The following is a 16,849-nucleotide window of genomic DNA, read 5'->3' as shown; positions in this document are numbered from 1 at the left end:
CTCCTACCCTCTGTAGGAGCCATCGCGCGGCGCTCCTCCCGGAGCAGCGATGGCTCCGCCGAATCCTGCGACCTCAGGTCCTGGAACCGGGGACCCACCTTCAGCGCGGGGGTGAATCCGCTCCGCGGTGAGCGGTAGGGCGACTCCGGCCCGAACCCGTCAGCTAACCCGGTAGGCGGTAGAGGAGAGGACGTGCATGGAGCGACGACGGGCCGATGGCCGTGGACAAGGCACGCCGCGCCGCGGTAGAACCGCACTGACCTGGTCCATCTCGGCAGCCGTGGCCTTGACCACGGTGGGTCTTCTGCCGATGACGCGGGCGTCGGCAGAGCCGATCCCCTCGCGCCGCGAACTGACCGCGCAACAGGAGAAGCTGGCCGATCAGGCAGAGCAGCTCACCGAGCAGTACAACGGCCTGCGCGTGCGCCTCCAGCAGGCCGAACGCGCTGCGAAGATCGCCAGGTCCAACGCGATACGTCAGCAGCAGGCCCTGGAAACGGTGCGGGCCAGCGTCGCCCAAATGGCCGCCGACAGCTACAAGAACGGCGGCGTGGACCCCTCGATCACCTTCGCGACATCTTCCGACCCGCAAACACTGCTGGACCGATCCGCCACCTTGAACTACTTCGCCGAACAGAACGGCACCCAGGTTTCCGCACTGCTCCAGACCATGCAGGCCGCGTCCCGAGCCCGCAAGGCGGCCGAACAGCGCGCCGCCCAGGTCAACCGCCTCGCAGGTGAGGCACGCCGCAAACAACAGGCGGTGAACAAGGCGCTGTCCAAGATCGAGAGCAAGCTCGGCACCGGACAGCCCTCTACCGGCGGACCGATCCCGAACGTCGCTCCCGGCGGCGCATCGGCCAAGGCGCTGGGTGCCGTCCAGGCGGCACTGAACAGGCTCGGCACCCCCTACTCCTGGGGCGGCGGCGGACCCTCCGGCCCGACCTTCGGTGTCGCACAAGGCGCGAATATCAAAGGCTTCGACTGCTCCGGGCTCACCCTCTACGCCTACGCGCAGGTCGGCATCGGCCTTCCCCACTACACCGGCAGCCAGTTCAACGCCGGCACCCGCGTCTCCAGGGACCAGCTCAGACCCGGGGACCTGGTGTTCTTCCACACCGACCTGCACCACATGGGTATGTACATCGGCAACGGCAAGATGGTCCACGCCCCGCAGACCGGCGACGTCGTGAAGATCAGCCCGCTCAGCGGCCGCCCCTGGGCCGGAGCCGTCCGCGTCGCATAATGCCGTCCTGACATACGACAGGAGTCGCGTGACGAGGCGGAAAAGGACTGCCCGTGCGCGACGCGCTCGCCGTGAGCAGCTCGAGTGGAGGGTCATCCTGGCCTTGGCCGTGCTGGCGCTCGTGCTGTTGGTCATCGGTGTGTGAGGTACGCGCATCTGTCGTCAAGGGCACCTCATTTGATCGCGGACCGCCCGCCATATACCCTACGGGGGTACCCTACGGAGGTTCGATGGAAAAGCCCGACAAGCACCAGTTGAATGACCACACCTCTGCTCATGCGGGTACCTCGGGCGACGCGAGCGGCAACCATGCCGGGCACGCACCTTCGGAGGCGGTGACCTGGGCCGCGGCCGCGCAGGCGACGTTGCACTGTCTGACGGGTTGTGCGATCGGCGAGGTGCTCGGCATGGTCATCGGCACCGCGCTGGGGCTGCACAACGCCGGCACCGTAGTGCTGGCGGTGGCCTTGGCGTTCGTATTCGGCTATGCGCTCACCATGCGGGGTGTGCTCCGCGCCGGTCTGAGCCTCCGGGCGGCCTTCGGGGTCGCGCTCGCCGCCGACACCGTGTCGATCGCCGTCATGGAGGTCCTGGACAACAGCGTCATGATCTTCGTGCCCGGAGCGATGGACGCCGGTCTGACGAGTGGCCTCTTCTGGGGCGCGCTGGCGTTCTCGCTGGTGGTGGCATTCGTACTGACCACTCCGATCAACCGATGGATGATCGGACGTGGCAAGGGCCACGCGGTCGTCCATCAATACCACCACTGAACGGAGTGCCCGACCGGGTGAGGCTCTACGGGCGCCGCCGGCCGGCCCCCCTCTCGGCGTCCGGGCCGCCGACGATGATGACCGGCTGGGCCCATCGCCACGACCGGCGGAGGTCCTCGGCAGCGATGTGGCGCTCGGCGTGATCTCACTTGGTGACCTGGGGATGCTTCGTGGCGGGTATCAGGCGGCCGCTGCGGTCCAGGCGGCGGATTGCAAGCGCGGACAGCAGCCCTGCGGTGAGGAGCAGCAGCCAGGGCGCGGTGGTGATGCCGGTGCTCCGCGCGAGGTCGATGGCGGCTCCGCTGAGCAGGTTCCCGGCGAGGATGCCGAGCCCGGACAGCAGGTTGTAGAGCCCGTAGTAGGTGCCGATCAGTCGTCCGCCGGACAGCGAGGCGATGGTGGCCATCTCGAACGGGAACACCATCATGGTCCCGATGGCCAGCAGCGTGGCGCAGGCGAGCACGGGTCCCAGCCGTGCCGCCGTGCCGGTGAGTGATGCCCCTGCGATCAACGGCGTGAACGACAGCCCCATGATGGCCAGGCCGTAGGCCATCGCCTGTCCGGGGCTCCAGCGTTTGCTGCACCAGGCGGTGAGCCGTACCTGCCCGATGACGCCGAGTACGGCGGAGATCGTGAACAGGGCAACGACGCCTGATTCGCCGCCGGTGACACGCCGTACCTCGAGCGGCAACCCCAGGTAGACCTGGTAGGACAGGGCGTAGGAGGCGATCATCGCGGCGGCGAAGGCGAGAAAGGTGCGGTTGGTGAAGGCCTCACGCCAGTCGGTGAGCACCGGACGGTCGGTGTCGGCCTCCGCGCCGGCGCGGGCGGGCAGATGCCGCCATTGCAGTGCGGTGAGGAGGGCGAAGATGGCCGAGGCGCTCAGGCACACCAGCCGGAAGTCCATCTTCAGCAGGAGGACCCCGACCAAGGGGCCGATCAGGATCCCGGTCTGGTAGAAGACGTTGAACACGGCGAAGGCATCCACCCGGCGGCCGGCCTCTTCGTGGGCGAGGTAGGCCCGGGCCGCCGGGTTGAACAAGGCGCCGGCGAACCCGGTGAGCGCTGAGGCGGCGATCAGGACGGGGACGGCCGTGGAGAGCGCGAAGAGCGCGAACCCCGCGGTGCGCAGCGCGCAGCCGAGCATGATCATGGGTTTGTATCCGAGGCGGTCGGCCAGCGTGCCGCCGATGAGGAACATGCCCTGCTGGCTGAGGTTGCGGACGCCGAGGATGAGGCCGACGGTCCAGACCGCGATGCCGGCGCCGTTGGTCAGGTGATCGGCGAGGTAGGGCATGAGCATGTAGAAGCCGATGTTGATACCGACCTGGTTGATGAACAGGACCTGGGCCGGGCGGCCGAAGGACGCGAAGTCCTTGATGGTGGCGATCACACCTGTGCCCTCCCGCTCCAGGTGAGCGGGTCCGCCACGGTCGCGCAGCGGGTCCACCGGGTGACCTCGCGCTCGAGAGGATGCCCTATCTCCTCGGGCTGATCCGCCGGCGTGCTGCCGAGTAGGGCGTGCTGCCGGCAGTAGTCGTCGTCGAAGACGGTGTTCCAGTAGCGCCACGGGCCGTCGGGGAAGACGGCCACGACACAGGGGTCACCGGGGAGCGTGGTCGCCAGCCAGCGGGCGACGAGCCCGACGGCACCTGTACTCCAGCCGCCGCAGACGTAGTGGTTGGCGGCCAGTTCCCGGCAGGCCCACACCGCCTCGGCGGCGTTGACCCAGTGCACTTCGCTGAAGGATTCGTAGGCGACGTTGCGGGGATGGATGCTGCTGCCGAGCCCGCGCATGAGGCGTGGCCGGGCCGGCTGCCCGAAGATCGTGGATCCGACGGTGTCCACCCCGACCAGCCGAAGGTCGGGGAAGTGACGTTGAAGTACGCGGTAGATGCCCGCGCTGTGCCCGCCGGTGCCCACCGCGCATACCAGCGCGTCGATGTGGGTGAACTGGCTCAGCAGCTCATGCGCCAGCCCTGCATAGGCGTCGGCGTTGTCGGGGTTGTTGTACTGGTCAGGGCAGTACGGGTCGGCGACCGTGGCCATGACCTCGCCGACCCGTTGCCGCCGCGCCTGTTGCCATCCGCCGGTCGGGTGCGGGTCGGTGACGATCTCCAGGCGCACCCCGTAGGCGCACAGCAACTGCCGCATGAGCGGTTCCAGCCCCGGGTCGGCCACGAGCACGACCGGATGATCGAGACTGATTCCGGCCAAGGCCAGACCGAGACCGAGCGTTCCGCTGGTCGACTCGACGATGGTGCCGCCGGGCACCAGTTCCCCGCGGGCGCGGGCACGGGCGACCATGTGCAGGGCGGGGCGGTCCTTGATGCCGCCTGGGTTGAAGCCCTCCAGCTTCGCCCAGAAACCGGCGGGAACCGGCACGAACGGATCTGCGATCCGAACAACCGGGGTGTTGCCGACGGCAAGTGGCAGAGAAGAGTGACCACGCTGCGTCGGAGCCTTACGAATGATCACTTTCGGGCGTGCGGAATCGGCGTTCAGTTCCATGATTGAGATCTCCCGAATGGCTGAAGCCATCCAATGTCGAGGTAAGACCTATCGGCCGGGTTATCGACGCGTGCGCCATCGCCACCGGAGGTTCTCATCGCGCAGTGGCGAAACAGACCTGATCGGGTGGCGGGACGCGGGCGATCTCTAGACGCGCATCACGCACAGGACGGAACGAGGGAGACCAGCCTGTGGACTCGCTCGAAGAAGCGGCACGCCCGAGCGCAGGCTCCTGCGGGCGCTGAGCAAGACTCCCGCGCCGTTCCTGGAAAGCCCGGCGAGCAGAAGGAACGTGGCCGCCAAGAGGGCGATGCATCCTGCTTCAACGGCATCGCTGCAACATGACGCGTGGTCGGAATGGTGCGGATGGTCGGGGGAGTGTCCGGCTGAGGTGAGCTCAGCGACCGCCGAAGCGGTGATCGGCGGGTGCGTGCCACCGTCGCCGGCCGCGATGCCCGCCGTCACACAAGCACCGTGCATGAAGACCAGTCCGAGCAGCAAAAGCAGCACCGGAACGGTACGGGCCAAAGGCCGCGCTCCCGGTGTTCGTGCGAAGGCTTCGGAGGTTTCTTCGGCGGACATCGCGCCCCACGCTACTTGCAGTCAGGACGTAAGCCGTCCGAACGGCCGGCCTCGAAAGTAAAACCTGGGGCCTCGGCATGTCTTACTTGAGCTTGACGCAGAGGGGGTGGGCTCCCTCTGACGCCCGGCCAAGCGATCACAGATGGGCGCCCGGCGCCATCCATTGGGGCGGCTCACGTCGACCCGCCTCGCGGCGGCGCAGCGTGACCGGGTCGTCGCTCGGGTCAGGCCGCTATTAGCCGCGTCTCATCAGCCGACCTACCGCGGCCATCATCTCGGCGGTCATCTCCTCGCCGCGCCCCTCGGCCACGGCTGTTTGCACGCAGTGCCCTACGTGGTCGTCGAGGAGCCCGAGTGCGACCTTGTCCAGCGCCGCTTGGATCGCGGAGATCTGGGTGAGCACGTCGATGCAGTAGCGGTCTTGGTCGACCATGCCCTGGATGCCGCGGACCTGTCCCTCGATCCGGCGTAGCCGCTTCTGTAGTTGGTCTTTGTCGGCGCTGTAGCCGCGGGTCGGGGCCGGTGTCGGTGACGTCATGCCCTCAGTGTAGCAAAACCCCTGGGGGGTATGCTACGTTCTCGCTCGCAGAGAGTGGTACCCGTACGGGGTACCCGTAGAAAGGGCGGTTGTTATGTGCGGTTGTCAGAGCACCACTGCTACCGGTGAGGCCGAGTCCACCGGCCGCGGCTACACGGTCACCGGCATGACCTGCCAGCCGTGTGCGGCCAAGGTCACCCGAGCGGTCGAGCAGATCGAGGGCGTCACCGGCGTCAGCGTCGACCTGGCCGCCGGACGGCTCACCGTGGCGGGCACCGCCACCGACGAACACATCCGCGGTGCCGTCACCGGCGCCGGCTATCAGATCGCCACTACCTGGCCGCGGCAAGCGGTCGTCATCGGGGCGCGGCACCGGCCGGTGTCGTGACCCTGAAAGGAACCCTCATGTCTGCTGATCCCCGGCGCTGGTGGGCACTCGCCCTGCTCGCCACAGCCCAGTTCATGGTCATCATGGACACCTCGATCATCGGGGTGGCCCTGCCTGACATGCAGCGCGCACTCGGCTTCAGCCAAGGCGGCCTGCAATGGGTGTTCAACGCCTACGTCGTCGCGTTCGGCGGACTGCTGCTGCTCGGCGGCCGGCTCTCGGACCTGCTCGGTGCCCGCCGGGTCTTCGCCGCCGGCTGGGTCATCCTCATCGGCGGATCGGTCGTCGCGGCAGCCGCTGACAGCGCCGGAGTCGAAGTCGCGGGCCGGGCCGTCCAGGGCGTCGGAGCGGCTCTCATCGCTCCTGCCGCTATGACCCTGCTGATGATCCTGTTTTCCGGCCGGCCAAAGGAACTGCCGAAGGCGATGGCCTTCTATGGGGCGGCGGCCCCGGCCGGCGGAACCGCCGGAGTCTTCCTCGGCGGCGCCATCACCGAGTGGCTGAGCTGGCCGTGGGTGTTCATCATCTACATCCCGATCGGCCTGGCGACCCTGGCGCTCGTACCCAGGCTGCTGCCCGCCGTACCCGGTCGCCGCGCAGGACTCGACCTGACCGGAGCAGTGGCGGTCACCGGTGGTCTGGCGCTCGCGGTCTACGCCATCGTCCAGGCACCCCAGCGCGGCTGGAATTCGACCGGAACGCTCCTGCAGCTGGGCGGCGCGATCCTCCTGCTGGCCGCCTTCGTGGCCGGCCAGCGGGTCGTGCGCAGTCCGCTGATGCCACTGTCGGTCTGGCGCACCCCGAACCTCGCCGCGGCGAATCTGGCGATGGCACTGCTGGGGGCCGCGTGGATCCCCATGTGGTACTTCCTCAACCTCTATCTTCAGCAGGTCCTCGGGTACGGTGCCTTCCCCAGCGGCGCCGCCCTGGTGCCGATGACCGCCTTGATGATGGTGCTGATGGTCGGCGTCACCGACCGCCTCATCGGCCGGTTCGGCACCAAGCCGCTCATCACCGCCGGCCTGGTCGTCCTCGCCGCAGGATTGGGCATCCTGTCCACCATCGACCCGAGCGGCAGCTTCGTCGCCGACGTGCTCCCCGGCTCGCTGATCTCCGCCGTGGGGATGTCCCTGGTGTTCATCCCCGCCATGATGGCGGCGATCGGCGGAGTCTCACCCGAACAGGGCGGCCTGGCCTCCGGGATCGTCAACACCACCTACCAGATCGGATCCGCGATCGGCCTGGCGGCGATGACCGCCATCGCCACCTCCCACGGCGCCGACAAACTGGGCGATCTCCCCGCGCTCACCAACGGGTTCCAGGCGGCCTTCATCGGCGCGGCGATCGTCGCTCTCGCCGGGGCGGGACTTGCGCTCGTCACCCTGCGGACCCCCACGCCCCAACCGGCGCCGGCCCGGAAGACGGTCGACGCGTAGGCCACGGCACGCCGGGGCCTCCCCGTGAGCAGGCGGCCCCGGCGACGTGACATCCTTTACCCATACCCCCTAAGGGTATATAGTCAGATAAGAGAAACCGCGCGAAGGAGCAGGAGATGACCACCACCCGTTACGCCGTCAAGGGAATGACCTGCGGCCACTGCGTATCCGCTGTCAGCGCCGAGGTCGGACAGATCGCCGGGGTGACCGGCGTCGACGTCGACCTGGCCACGGGCGCGGTCACCGTCACCAGCACCGGCCTCCTCGACGACGCAGACGTCCGGGCAGCGGTCGACGAGGCCGGCTACGAAATCGCCGACTCCAACAGCACTGATTCCCGCACCGCCGATAGATCTAAGTGAGGACACACCGATGAACACTCCGGCGAAGCTTGGCGCCTTCACGCTCGGGCTCGCGGTCGTGTTCGGCCTGGCACTCGGGGCCGGTCACGTGACCGGCCCCATCGGCGCCAACGCCGAGGAAACACCCGACACCGCCCATGGAGGCCATGACAGCACCACGGCAGCGGCGCCCGCCGGTTCAAAGCCCGGCGGCCTGCCCGCGGGCCTGCTGGTCTCCGACCGCGGCTACACCCTCACCAAAGCCCCCGCTGAAAAGGACGAGTTCGCCTTCCGCGTCACCGGCCCGGACGGACGGCCGGTGACCGCCTTCGACCTCGAGCATGACAAGCGGATGCACCTGATCGTCGTCCGCCGTGACCTGGCGGGTTTCCAGCACGTGCACCCCCAGATGAGCGACGACGGCACCTGGCGGGTCGCCTCGCCCTTCGGCGGGCCGGGCACCTACCGGGCGTTCGCCGACTTCAAGCCCACCGGTGCTGACCCGCTGGTTCTCGGCATCGACGTCACACAGGCCGGCGGGGCCACGCCGCGACCGCTGCCGCCCCCCGCCACGACCGCAGCGGTCGACGGCTACACCCTCACCCTCGACGGCCGGCTGGAGAGCGGCCGAACCAGCAAGCTCACCTTGAGCGTGTCGCGTGACGGCAAGCCCGTCACCGACCTGCAGCCCTACCTCGCCGCCTATGGGCACCTCGTCGCGCTCCGCGACGGTGACCTGGCCTATCTGCACGTCCACCCCGACGGCGCACCCGGCGACGGCAGAACCCGGCCGGGGCCGGACATCACCTTCTTCGCCGAGGTCCCCACTGCCGGCACCTACCGCCTCTACCTGGACTTCCAGCACGAGGGCAAGGTCCGCACGGCCGAGTTCACCGCCGTCGCGGGAGATGGGCCGACATCCGAGCGGCCGCAGCCGAGGCCGTCGAAGTCCGCATCCGACGACCACGGCTCCGACGACCACAGTCACTGATCGCAACATCCCGATAGGAGGCGTGATGAGTACAGCTACCGGCAGGACACCCGCGGCGCGGACCGCCGCTGAGGCGGACCGGATCGAGCTCGCGATCGGCGGCATGACCTGCGCCTCATGCGCCAACCGGATCGAAAAGCGCCTCAACAAGCTCGAAGGCGTGACCGCGACCGTCAACTACGCCACCGAGAAGGCCAGCGTCAGCTTCAGCGGAACCGTCACCCCTGACGACCTGATCGCTCAGGTGGAGAAGACCGGGTACAGCGCCGCGCTTCCCAGGACCGCCGAGCCGGCCGATGAGCCGCCCGGCGGCTCTGCAGCCGACGCCGAGGACGCTCCCGTCCGTGCTCTGCGCAACCGGCTCACGGTCAGCGCCCTGCTGGCGGTACCGGTGATCGCACTGGCGATGGTCCCGGCGCTGCAGTTCACCAACTGGCAGTGGGCCTCGCTGACGCTGGCCGCCCCGGTCCTGGTATGGGGGGCGTTGCCGTTCCACGCGGCGGCGTGGAAGAACCTCAAACTCGGCGCGGCGACGATGGACACCCTGGTGTCACTGGGCACGATCGCGGCGTTCGCCTGGTCGCTGTACGCCCTGTTCTTCGGCACCGCCGGCGAGCCGGGCATGAAACACCCGTTCACCTTCACCATCGAGCGCACCTCCGGCGCGGGCAACATCTACCTTGAAGTGGCCGCGGGCGTGACGGTGTTCATCCTCGCGGGCCGCTATTTCGAGGCCAGGTCCAAGCGCCGCGCCGGCGCCGCCCTGCGAGCCCTGCTGGAGATGGGCGCCAAGGACGTCGCGGTGCTGCGCGACGGGCGGGAAGAACGCATCCCCGTAGACCGGCTGACCACCGGCGAGGAGTTCCTCGTGCGGCCCGGAGAGAAGATCGCCACCGACGGGGTCATCACCGACGGCACCTCGGCCGTGGACGCCAGCATGCTCACCGGCGAATCCGTACCGGTCGAGGTCGGCGTAGGAGACCCCGTCGTCGGCGCGACCGTCAACGCCGGCGGGCGCCTGGTCGTACGGGCGAGCAAGGTAGGCGCCGACACCCAGCTGGCGCAGATGGCCAAATTGGTGGAAGACGCCCAAAACGGCAAGGCCCAGGTGCAACGGCTCGCCGATCGGATCTCCGGGATCTTCGTCCCGATCGTCATCACCCTCGCGCTCGCCACCCTCGGATTCTGGCTGGGAACAGGCGCGCCGGTCGCCGCGGCGTTCACCGCCGCGGTCGCCGTCCTGATCATCGCCTGCCCGTGTGCGCTCGGCCTTGCCACCCCGACCGCGCTGCTGGTCGGCACCGGACGCGGCGCCCAGCTCGGCATCCTCATCAAGGGCCCCGAGGTGCTGGAGTCCACCCACAGGATCGACACGATCGTGCTGGACAAGACCGGCACCGTCACCACCGGACGGATGGCACTCGTCGACGTCATCACCGCCGACGGCCAACACACCGGCGAGGTGCTCCGGCTCGCCGGCGCGCTCGAGGACGCCTCCGAACACCCCATCGCCCAGGCGATCGCCAAGCACGCCACCCAGCAGGTCGGCACGCTGCCCGCGGTCGAGGACTTCCAGAATCTCGAGGGGCTCGGGGTCCAAGGCCTCGTCGACGGACACGGCGTGCTCGTCGGCCGGCCGCAACTGCTCACCGAATGGGCCCAGCACCTGCCCGCCGAGCTCCAACAGGCCATGCAGGAAGCAGAGGCCGACGGGAAGACCGCCGTCGCTGTCGGATGGGACGGCAAAGCCCGCGCCGTGCTGGTCATCGCCGACACCATCAAGGACACCAGCCCACAGGCGATCGCACGGCTCCGGAACCTCGGGCTGACCCCCGTTCTGCTCACCGGCGACAACGAGGCGGTCGCACGCACGGTCGCGGCCGAGGTCGGCATCGAGGAGGTCATCGCCGGGGTCCTTCCCGCCGGCAAGGTCGACGTCGTCAAACGCCTGCAATCCGAGGGGAAGGTCGTGGCGATGGTGGGGGACGGCGTCAACGACGCCGCCGCCCTCGCCCAAGCCGACCTGGGCCTTGCGATGGGCACCGGCACCGACGTGGCCATCGAGGCCGCCGACATCACTCTGATCAGCGGCGACCTGCGCGCCGCAGCAGACGCCATTCGCCTGTCCCGGCGGACACTGACCACCATCAAGGGAAACCTGTTCTGGGCCTTCGCCTACAACATCGCCGCCCTGCCCCTGGCCGCCGCCGGCCTGCTCAACCCGATGCTCGCCGGAGCGGCCATGGCGTTCTCCAGCGTCTTCGTCGTCAGCAACAGCCTGCGGCTACGCCGCTTTCGCGCCGCTCGCTGACCCAGTGACCACCCGGGAGCCGTGACCGATGCGCAGTCACCTCCGCAAACTCCAGTCCCTTTTCGACGGAAGGTTTGCCAGGCGGGGGGCCGAGCCGCCCAGTGAAGCCAATGCGTGAGGGTACGACTACACCAAGTGGTGGTCGGTGTTCGGCGGAGGTTTTCGCGCATGACCCTGCGGGGCGTTCATCGTACGGCGACGGTGCTGGTGGCGGTAGTCACCTTGCTGCATCTGTGGACGCACGCGGTGGCCGCCGACACCGACGCCTCACCTTTGGACCATGTGGGATGTGGGATGCACGACCCGGGGCATGACCCCGACCATGATCGCGATCCGCATCATCATCACGATTCCATGGAGCACCCTGACGGCTTCGTCGTCTCCTCGGGTGACTTCGACGTGGCCGCCGCGACCGGGTGGTACCCGGTGACGCCCACCATCTGTGGAGCCCCCGGGGGCGTGCGCCGGTTGGCGCTGGGCGTTCCGTGCCGCTCTCCGCCATATGGGCACGCGGCTCGAACCCGCATGACCCGCACCCTCGAAGTCTGTCGGCGCTGATCGACCGCAGACCGAACCGTCCGACCTCGGTCACCGAGGCCGGAACGTTTGCGGTCGCCTGCCGGATCGATCATGTACGCCGACAGACATCGGGGGAAACAGCATGTCTTGCATCACGTCATTAGTGCGTCCGCTCGGGAATCCGCATTTCGCCGGTGACCCGTCCACGGCAGGTCTGGTGGGGAACACGCCGGTGCTGTGGATCGGTGAACCTTTCACTCCACCTGGGCGGGGTTTCTGGGCCAAGCTCGAGGGCGCCAATCCTGGCGGGCTGAAGGACCGGCCGGCTCTGCACATCGTCGAGCGGGCCCGCAGCCGAGCCGAGCTCGAGCCCGGCGCGATGATCGTCGAATCGACGTCGGGGACCTTCGGCCTTGGCCTGGCAATGGCGGGAATCGTGTTCGGGCACCCCGTCACGCTGGTCGCCGATCCGGGTATGGAACCGCTGATGCGGGACCTGCTCGCCGCCTACGGCGTCCGGATCGAGACGGTCACTACCCCACATCCCGAAGGCGGGTGGCAACGTGCCCGCTTGGACCGGATGAGTGAGATCCTCAAAACACATCCGGGGGCCTACAGCCCGCAGCAATACGACAACCCCGATAATCCGGACGCCTACCGCGGTTTGGCCCAGGAACTGGTCAGCCAGCTCGCGCGGATCGATGTGCTGGTCTGCAGTGTGGGCACCGGTGGTCACTCCGCCGGAATCATCCGGGTCCTGCGGAGGCTGTTCCCAGACATACGCCTGGTGGGTGTCGACGCGACCGGGTCGGCCATCTTCGGCCAACCGGCGGGGCCCCGGCTGATGCGGGGCCTGGGCAGCAGCATCTACCCGCGCAACGTGGCCTACGGGGAGTTCGACGAGGTCCACTGGGTCGCTCCCGCGGAGGCGGTCTGGGCGAGCCGTACCTTGGCCGCCACGTACTACACCACGGGCGGGTGGAGCGTCGGCGCCGTCACCGTCGTGGCGGCCTGGCTCGCCCGGACCCTGCCCGCGCACTGCCGGATCGCGGCGGTCTTCCCTGACGGGCCGGCGCGCTACCACGGCACCGTGTTCAACGACGACTACTGCGCAAGAAACGACCTCCTCGGCCGGCCGCCCGCCGCTGAACCGCAGGAGATCACCGACCCGCTGAGGGAAGAGGCGGTGCGGTGGAGCCGCTGCACCACCGTGGTGGACCCGGTGGTGCAGCTGTGATGCTCTCCCGGATCCGGTCCTTCGACCGCAGCGTCCAGCTGCTGTTGATCAATCAGCTGACCATCAACACCGGCTTCTACATGCTCATGCCCTATCTGGCCGGGCACCTCGCCGCCGACCTCGGCAAGGCCGCCTGGACCATCGGCCTGGTCCTGGGGGTGCGCAACCTCAGCCAGCAAGGACTGTTCCTGCTCGGCGGCACCCTCGCCGACCGCCTGGGCTACAAACCCGTCATCGTCGCGGGCTGCACGCTGCGCACCGGCGGCTTCGCACTCCTGGGAATCGTGGACGGGCTGCCGGCGCTACTGGTGGCCTCAGCCGCGACCGGTTTCGCCGGTGCCCTGTTCAACCCCGCCGTACGCGCCTACCTGGCGCACGACGCCGCAGACCGCCGCATCGAGGCGTTCGCGGTGTTCAACGTCTTCTACCAGGCAGGGATCCTGGCCGGCCCGCTGATCGGTCTCGCCCTGATGGCAACGACCGAGTTCCGCCTCGTCTGCCTCGTCGCGGCCGCGGTCTTCGCAGGACTCACCATCGTCCAGCTGCGCTGGCTACCGCCTCGGCGGCCGATCGCCGTGCCCGGAAGCTCGGTCCTGGCCGACTGGCGGGCGGTGATCGGCAATCGATCTTTCGTACTGTTCTCGATCGCGATGGCCGGGTCCTACCTGCTCTCCTTCCAGATCTACCTGCTACTGCCGCTCATGCTCCAACGCCACATGGGCGGCCAGGCAGGCGGCGCCCTCGGCGGGGTTAGCCTGATCTTCACCGTCTCAGCGATCACCGCGATCGCCGGGCAACTACGCATCACCGACGCGGCCCGCCGCCGGTGGGACGGCCCCGGCGCGATGACCCGCGGTCTCCTCCTCATGGGCGGCGCCTTCCTGCCCCTGGCCGGGTACGGCATCGCCGGACCCGCCACCACGGGGTGCTGTTACTCATCGCTGTGGTGGTCTGCACACTGCTGCTGACCCTGGGCAATGCGCTCAGCCACCCCTTTGAGATGGACACCGTGGTGACCCTGTCCAGGGGAGGACTCCTCGCCACCCACTACGGGCTCTACAACACCATCGCGGGCATCGGCATCGCCGCCGGCAACCTGCTCGGCGGAGCACTCCTGGACACCACCGGGTCAGGCCCTCTGCCGTGGATCGCCCTCGCCACCCTCGGGGGCGTCTGCGGTTGGGCCCTACACCGGCTGGCCAGAGCGGGACGGCTCAGCACCGACGACCCACGGTCCATGACGCACGCCCTGCTCGGCCAACGCCGCGCTTGACCGTCTCTGCCGCCGGGCCGGTGCATCACCGGCCCGGCGCATTCGGGGGGAACAACGTGAGACGACCCGGGGCTCCTCGGAGCTCGGACCGCGTCGACCTAAGAAGCACACGATGATGCTGTCCAGGTGTGGCATGTTGGCCGCGCTCGGCGTGGTGGGCACCGCGGCGGCCTGCTTGCCGGCGGGGGTCAGGCGCAGCAGCACTCCCCTCGCGGGCCCCTTGTGGCCCGGGCTATCGGGTGGCGTGGCGGTATCGGCGGACGGCGAGGGTGACGGCGACGGCGAGGAGAGTCAGCAGCCAGGTGATCGCGGTGAGCAGCGGTCGTGTGGTGGGGCCGCCGGTGGTGAGGGCACGTAGTGCGTCGACGATGTAGGTGATGGGGCTGTGGGATGCCCAGATCTGCAGCCAGCCTGGCATGGTGTGGACGGGGACGAAGCTGGAGCTGGTGAAACTCAGGACGATTATCGGCAGGATGCTCGCGGTTCCGGCTGTCTCGGGATCGCCGACGGCCAAGCCGATCAGTGCTGAGAACCAGGACATCACATAGCCGGTGGAGACGGCGAGGGCGATCGCGCCGAGGGCGGCGGCCGGTCCGGTGTGGATGCGGAATCCGGCGGCGTACCCGACGGCGATCATGAGCAGGACGACGAAGGTGTTACGGACGGCGTCGGACAGGGTGCGGCCGGCCAGCAGGGCGGGCGGTGCCATGGGCAGGGCCCGGAAGCGGTCGATCATTCCGCGGGTCAGGTCTTCTGCGAGGCCGATGCCGGCGGTGGCCGATCCGAAGCCGATCGCGAGCACCATGATCCCAGGCATCAGGTAGTCGATGTAGCGGACGCCGGGTAGGCGTACCGCGCCGCCGAAGACGTAGGTCCACAGCAGCACGAACATCACCGGCTGCGCTAGAGAGATGATCAATAGATTGCGGGTGCGGAGGTAGTGCCGTAGATAGCGGCGGGTCATCACCACGGTGTCCGTCGTGGCCTGGCCGAGCGTGGCGGTGGCGCTCATGCCGTGCTCCCTGGGTTCGATGACCGCGCGGCCGAAGCTTCGCCGACCGGATCGGCAGGAGGCTTCCCGGGTGGCGAGCCGGTATGGCCGGTCAGGGTGAGGAAGACATCGTCGAGGGTCGGTCGGCGCAGCATGATGTCGGCCAGTGGTAGCCCCGCGGCGTCCAGCCGACGAACGATCTCGGGCAGCACCGCGACGCCTGCCCTTGCCGGCCCGGTACCGGCCTGTCCCGTCCGTACTGGCAACGTGACCTGTCCGGTGGTGGTGTCGGCGTGCGGCGGTCCGCTTCCCAAGTCGGTCACGGCGTGGGCGGCGGCGGGTGCGGTGCCGGGGTCGACGAGGCGCAGCTGGACGCGGTCCCCGCCGATGCGTGCCTTGAGGTCGTCCGAGGTGCCCTCGGCGATGATGCGGCCGGCGTCGATGACCGCGATGCGGTCGGCCAGGCGCTCGGCCTCTTCCAGGTACTGGCTGGTGAGCAGCACAGTGGTGCCGCTGGTCGCGAGGTCCTGGATCGTCTCCCACAGATGCAGGCGGCTGCGTGGGTCCAGGCCGGCGCTGGGCTCGTCCAGGAACACCACGGGAGGCCGGCTGACCAGGGCGACGGCCAGGTCCAGACGCCGCCGCATGCCACCTGAGTAGGTACGCACCTGACGGTCGGCCGCCTCGGCCAGGCCGAACGACTCCAGCAGCTCGGCTGCCCGGTGACGGGCCGCCCGCCGCCGGAGGTGATACAGCTGTCCGGCCATCACCAGGTTCTCCCGGCCGGTGAGGATCTCATCGACCGCCGCGTACTGGCCCGCTAGCCCGATCCGCTCCCGCACCGCCGCTGCCTGAGCCACGACATCGTGGCCGCAGACCCGGGCGGTGCCCGCATCGGGCCGCACCAGCGTGGTCAAGATCCGAATCGTCGTGGTCTTGCCCGCGCCGTTGGGGCCGACCAGCGCGAGCACACTGCCGGTGGCAACCGATAGATCCACGCCATCGAGACCCCGCACACCGCCGAACGTCTTGCGCAGTCCCTGCGCGGCCACCGCTGCTTCGTCGCCCATGACGGCTCCTTTAGGTAGTGACCCGATATCTAGTGTTACTACGTATTGAGACTCTAGGCCGGATCGCCATGGAAGGGTAGGGTTACTACCTATGAGGGCCGAGACGCTGAAGGGCCATCTGGATGGGCTCCTGCTCGCGACGCTGGAGGACGGACCGCGCCACGGCTACGCCGTCATGGAGGCGTTGCGGGCCGGTAGCGGCGGACGTTTCGACCTGCCCACCGGCACCGTCTATCCGGCGCTGCGCCGCCTTGAACGCGCCGGGCTGATCGAAGGCGACTGGTCCACAGTGGGCGGTCGGCGGCGCCGCACCTATGCGCTGACCGCCGCGGGAAAACGGACGCTCGGCAACGAACGCAGCAGCTGGCGGGAGTTCTCCTCTGCCGTCTCCGCGCTACTGGAGGGCACCCCATGCCCGACGCCCACCTGACACACCCGGACCTGGACCCACTGGCCCGCACCGTCCTGGACGACTACCTGGCGGCACTCGCCGTCCTGCTTCCTGGCCCGTCCCGCCACACCGCCGGGATCATCGACGAGATTGACGACGGCCTGCAGGAGGCCACTGCCGCCTTCCTGCGGCAGGGACTCGCGACTTGCGAGGCAGCCCACGCCGCTGTTGCGGAATGCGGCGATCCGCACACG

17 protein-coding genes, 1 pseudogene and 1 riboswitch are annotated in these 16,849 nt (G+C 68.8%); of the genes and pseudogenes, 12 read left to right on the top strand and 6 right to left on the bottom strand.

Translation table 11 applies throughout. The annotated features are described in order from the left end of the window. The first annotated feature begins 46 nt into the window (after positions 1–46). A riboswitch (cyclic di-AMP (ydaO/yuaA leader) is annotated at positions 47–194 on the top strand. Between the two features lie 116 nt (positions 195–310). After that, positions 311–1,246, top strand: a complete 936-nt coding sequence (locus tag HKK72_RS20065) for an NlpC/P60 family protein (protein WP_261986996.1) — start codon at positions 311–313, stop codon at positions 1,244–1,246. A 230-nt stretch (positions 1,247–1,476) separates the two neighbouring features. After that, complete coding sequence (locus HKK72_RS20060) at positions 1,477–2,016, top strand: DUF4396 domain-containing protein (RefSeq protein ID WP_187235928.1); 540 nt, start codon at positions 1,477–1,479, stop codon at positions 2,014–2,016. A 145-nt stretch (positions 2,017–2,161) separates the two neighbouring features. On the opposite strand, the gene HKK72_RS20055 is transcribed toward HKK72_RS20060, so the two are convergent. The 4 genes from HKK72_RS20055 to HKK72_RS20040 all read right to left on the bottom strand — a co-directional run bounded on the left by HKK72_RS20055 (position 2,162) and on the right by HKK72_RS20040 (position 5,647). After that, positions 2,162–3,466, bottom strand: a complete 1,305-nt coding sequence (locus HKK72_RS20055) for an MFS transporter (RefSeq protein ID WP_315987347.1) — start codon at positions 3,464–3,466, stop codon at positions 2,162–2,164. Continuing rightward, a complete protein-coding gene (locus tag HKK72_RS20050; protein ID WP_187235927.1) occupies positions 3,406–4,527 on the bottom strand; it encodes a PLP-dependent cysteine synthase family protein in 1,122 nt (373 codons plus the stop codon). Before HKK72_RS20050 ends, HKK72_RS20055 begins: the two co-directional genes overlap by 61 nt. A 147-nt stretch (positions 4,528–4,674) precedes the next feature. Continuing rightward, on the bottom strand, positions 4,675–5,109 hold the full coding sequence (locus tag HKK72_RS20045) for a hypothetical protein (RefSeq protein WP_187235926.1): 435 nt from the start codon (positions 5,107–5,109) through the stop codon (positions 4,675–4,677). Positions 5,110–5,344: 235 nt separating this feature from the next. Next, the gene (locus tag HKK72_RS20040; RefSeq protein WP_187235925.1) at positions 5,345–5,647 is read right to left on the bottom strand and encodes a metal-sensitive transcriptional regulator; all 303 of its coding nucleotides are present in this window, start codon (positions 5,645–5,647) and stop codon (positions 5,345–5,347) included. 166 nt (positions 5,648–5,813) lie between these two features. Here HKK72_RS20040 and HKK72_RS20035 point away from each other — a divergent pair, with 166 nt between their 5' ends. The 8 genes from HKK72_RS20035 to HKK72_RS41170 all read left to right on the top strand — a co-directional run bounded on the left by HKK72_RS20035 (position 5,814) and on the right by HKK72_RS41170 (position 14,143). Beyond that, the gene (locus HKK72_RS20035; RefSeq protein ID WP_261986995.1) at positions 5,814–6,035 is read left to right on the top strand and encodes a heavy-metal-associated domain-containing protein; all 222 of its coding nucleotides are present in this window, start codon (positions 5,814–5,816) and stop codon (positions 6,033–6,035) included. Between the two features lie 17 nt (positions 6,036–6,052). Continuing rightward, positions 6,053–7,471 (top strand): MFS transporter, encoded by a 1,419-nt coding sequence (locus HKK72_RS20030; protein ID WP_187235923.1) that lies wholly within the window; start codon positions 6,053–6,055, stop codon positions 7,469–7,471. A 116-nt stretch (positions 7,472–7,587) separates the two neighbouring features. After that, a complete protein-coding gene (locus HKK72_RS20025; RefSeq protein WP_187235922.1) occupies positions 7,588–7,833 on the top strand; it encodes a heavy-metal-associated domain-containing protein in 246 nt (81 codons plus the stop codon). Positions 7,834–7,843: 10 nt separating this feature from the next. Further along, entirely contained in the window at positions 7,844–8,803 is a 960-nt protein-coding gene (locus tag HKK72_RS20020; RefSeq protein WP_187235921.1) for a hypothetical protein, read from the top strand. 25 nt (positions 8,804–8,828) lie between these two features. After that, on the top strand, positions 8,829–11,114 hold the full coding sequence (locus tag HKK72_RS20015; protein ID WP_187235920.1) for a heavy metal translocating P-type ATPase: 2,286 nt from the start codon (positions 8,829–8,831) through the stop codon (positions 11,112–11,114). 682 nt (positions 11,115–11,796) lie between these two features. Further along, on the top strand, positions 11,797–12,870 hold the full coding sequence (locus HKK72_RS20010; protein ID WP_315987346.1) for a PLP-dependent cysteine synthase family protein: 1,074 nt from the start codon (positions 11,797–11,799) through the stop codon (positions 12,868–12,870). Continuing rightward, positions 12,870–13,838, top strand: coding sequence for an MFS transporter (locus tag HKK72_RS20005; RefSeq protein ID WP_261986994.1), 969 nt, complete (start codon positions 12,870–12,872; stop codon positions 13,836–13,838). Before HKK72_RS20010 ends, HKK72_RS20005 begins: the two co-directional genes overlap by 1 nt. Beyond that, entirely contained in the window at positions 13,817–14,143 is a 327-nt protein-coding gene (locus HKK72_RS41170) for a hypothetical protein (RefSeq protein ID WP_261986993.1), read from the top strand. Before HKK72_RS20005 ends, HKK72_RS41170 begins: the two co-directional genes overlap by 22 nt. 232 nt (positions 14,144–14,375) lie before the next feature. Here the strand turns inward: HKK72_RS41170 and HKK72_RS20000 are convergent, their stop codons facing one another. Continuing rightward, on the bottom strand, positions 14,376–15,155 hold the full coding sequence (locus HKK72_RS20000; protein WP_187235918.1) for an ABC transporter permease: 780 nt from the start codon (positions 15,153–15,155) through the stop codon (positions 14,376–14,378). After that, a complete protein-coding gene (locus HKK72_RS19995; RefSeq protein WP_187235917.1) occupies positions 15,152–16,204 on the bottom strand; it encodes an ATP-binding cassette domain-containing protein in 1,053 nt (350 codons plus the stop codon). The genes HKK72_RS20000 and HKK72_RS19995 overlap by 4 nt, the downstream gene beginning before the upstream one ends. A 91-nt stretch (positions 16,205–16,295) precedes the next feature. On the opposite strand from HKK72_RS19995, the gene HKK72_RS19990 reads away from it, so the two are divergent. Continuing rightward, entirely contained in the window at positions 16,296–16,634 is a 339-nt protein-coding gene (locus HKK72_RS19990; protein WP_187235916.1) for a PadR family transcriptional regulator, read from the top strand. Next, positions 16,616–16,849: pseudogene (locus tag HKK72_RS19985) on the top strand (hypothetical protein); the annotation flags it as partial. The gene HKK72_RS19990 and the pseudogene HKK72_RS19985, both read left to right, overlap by 19 nt.

This window comes from Actinomadura sp. HBU206391 (assembly GCF_014323665.1).
Taxonomy (GTDB): Bacteria; Actinomycetota; Actinomycetes; order Streptosporangiales; family Streptosporangiaceae; genus Actinomadura_C.
Note: the sequence above shows the minus strand (reverse complement) of the source record. Positions and strands in the feature narration are given on the sequence as shown.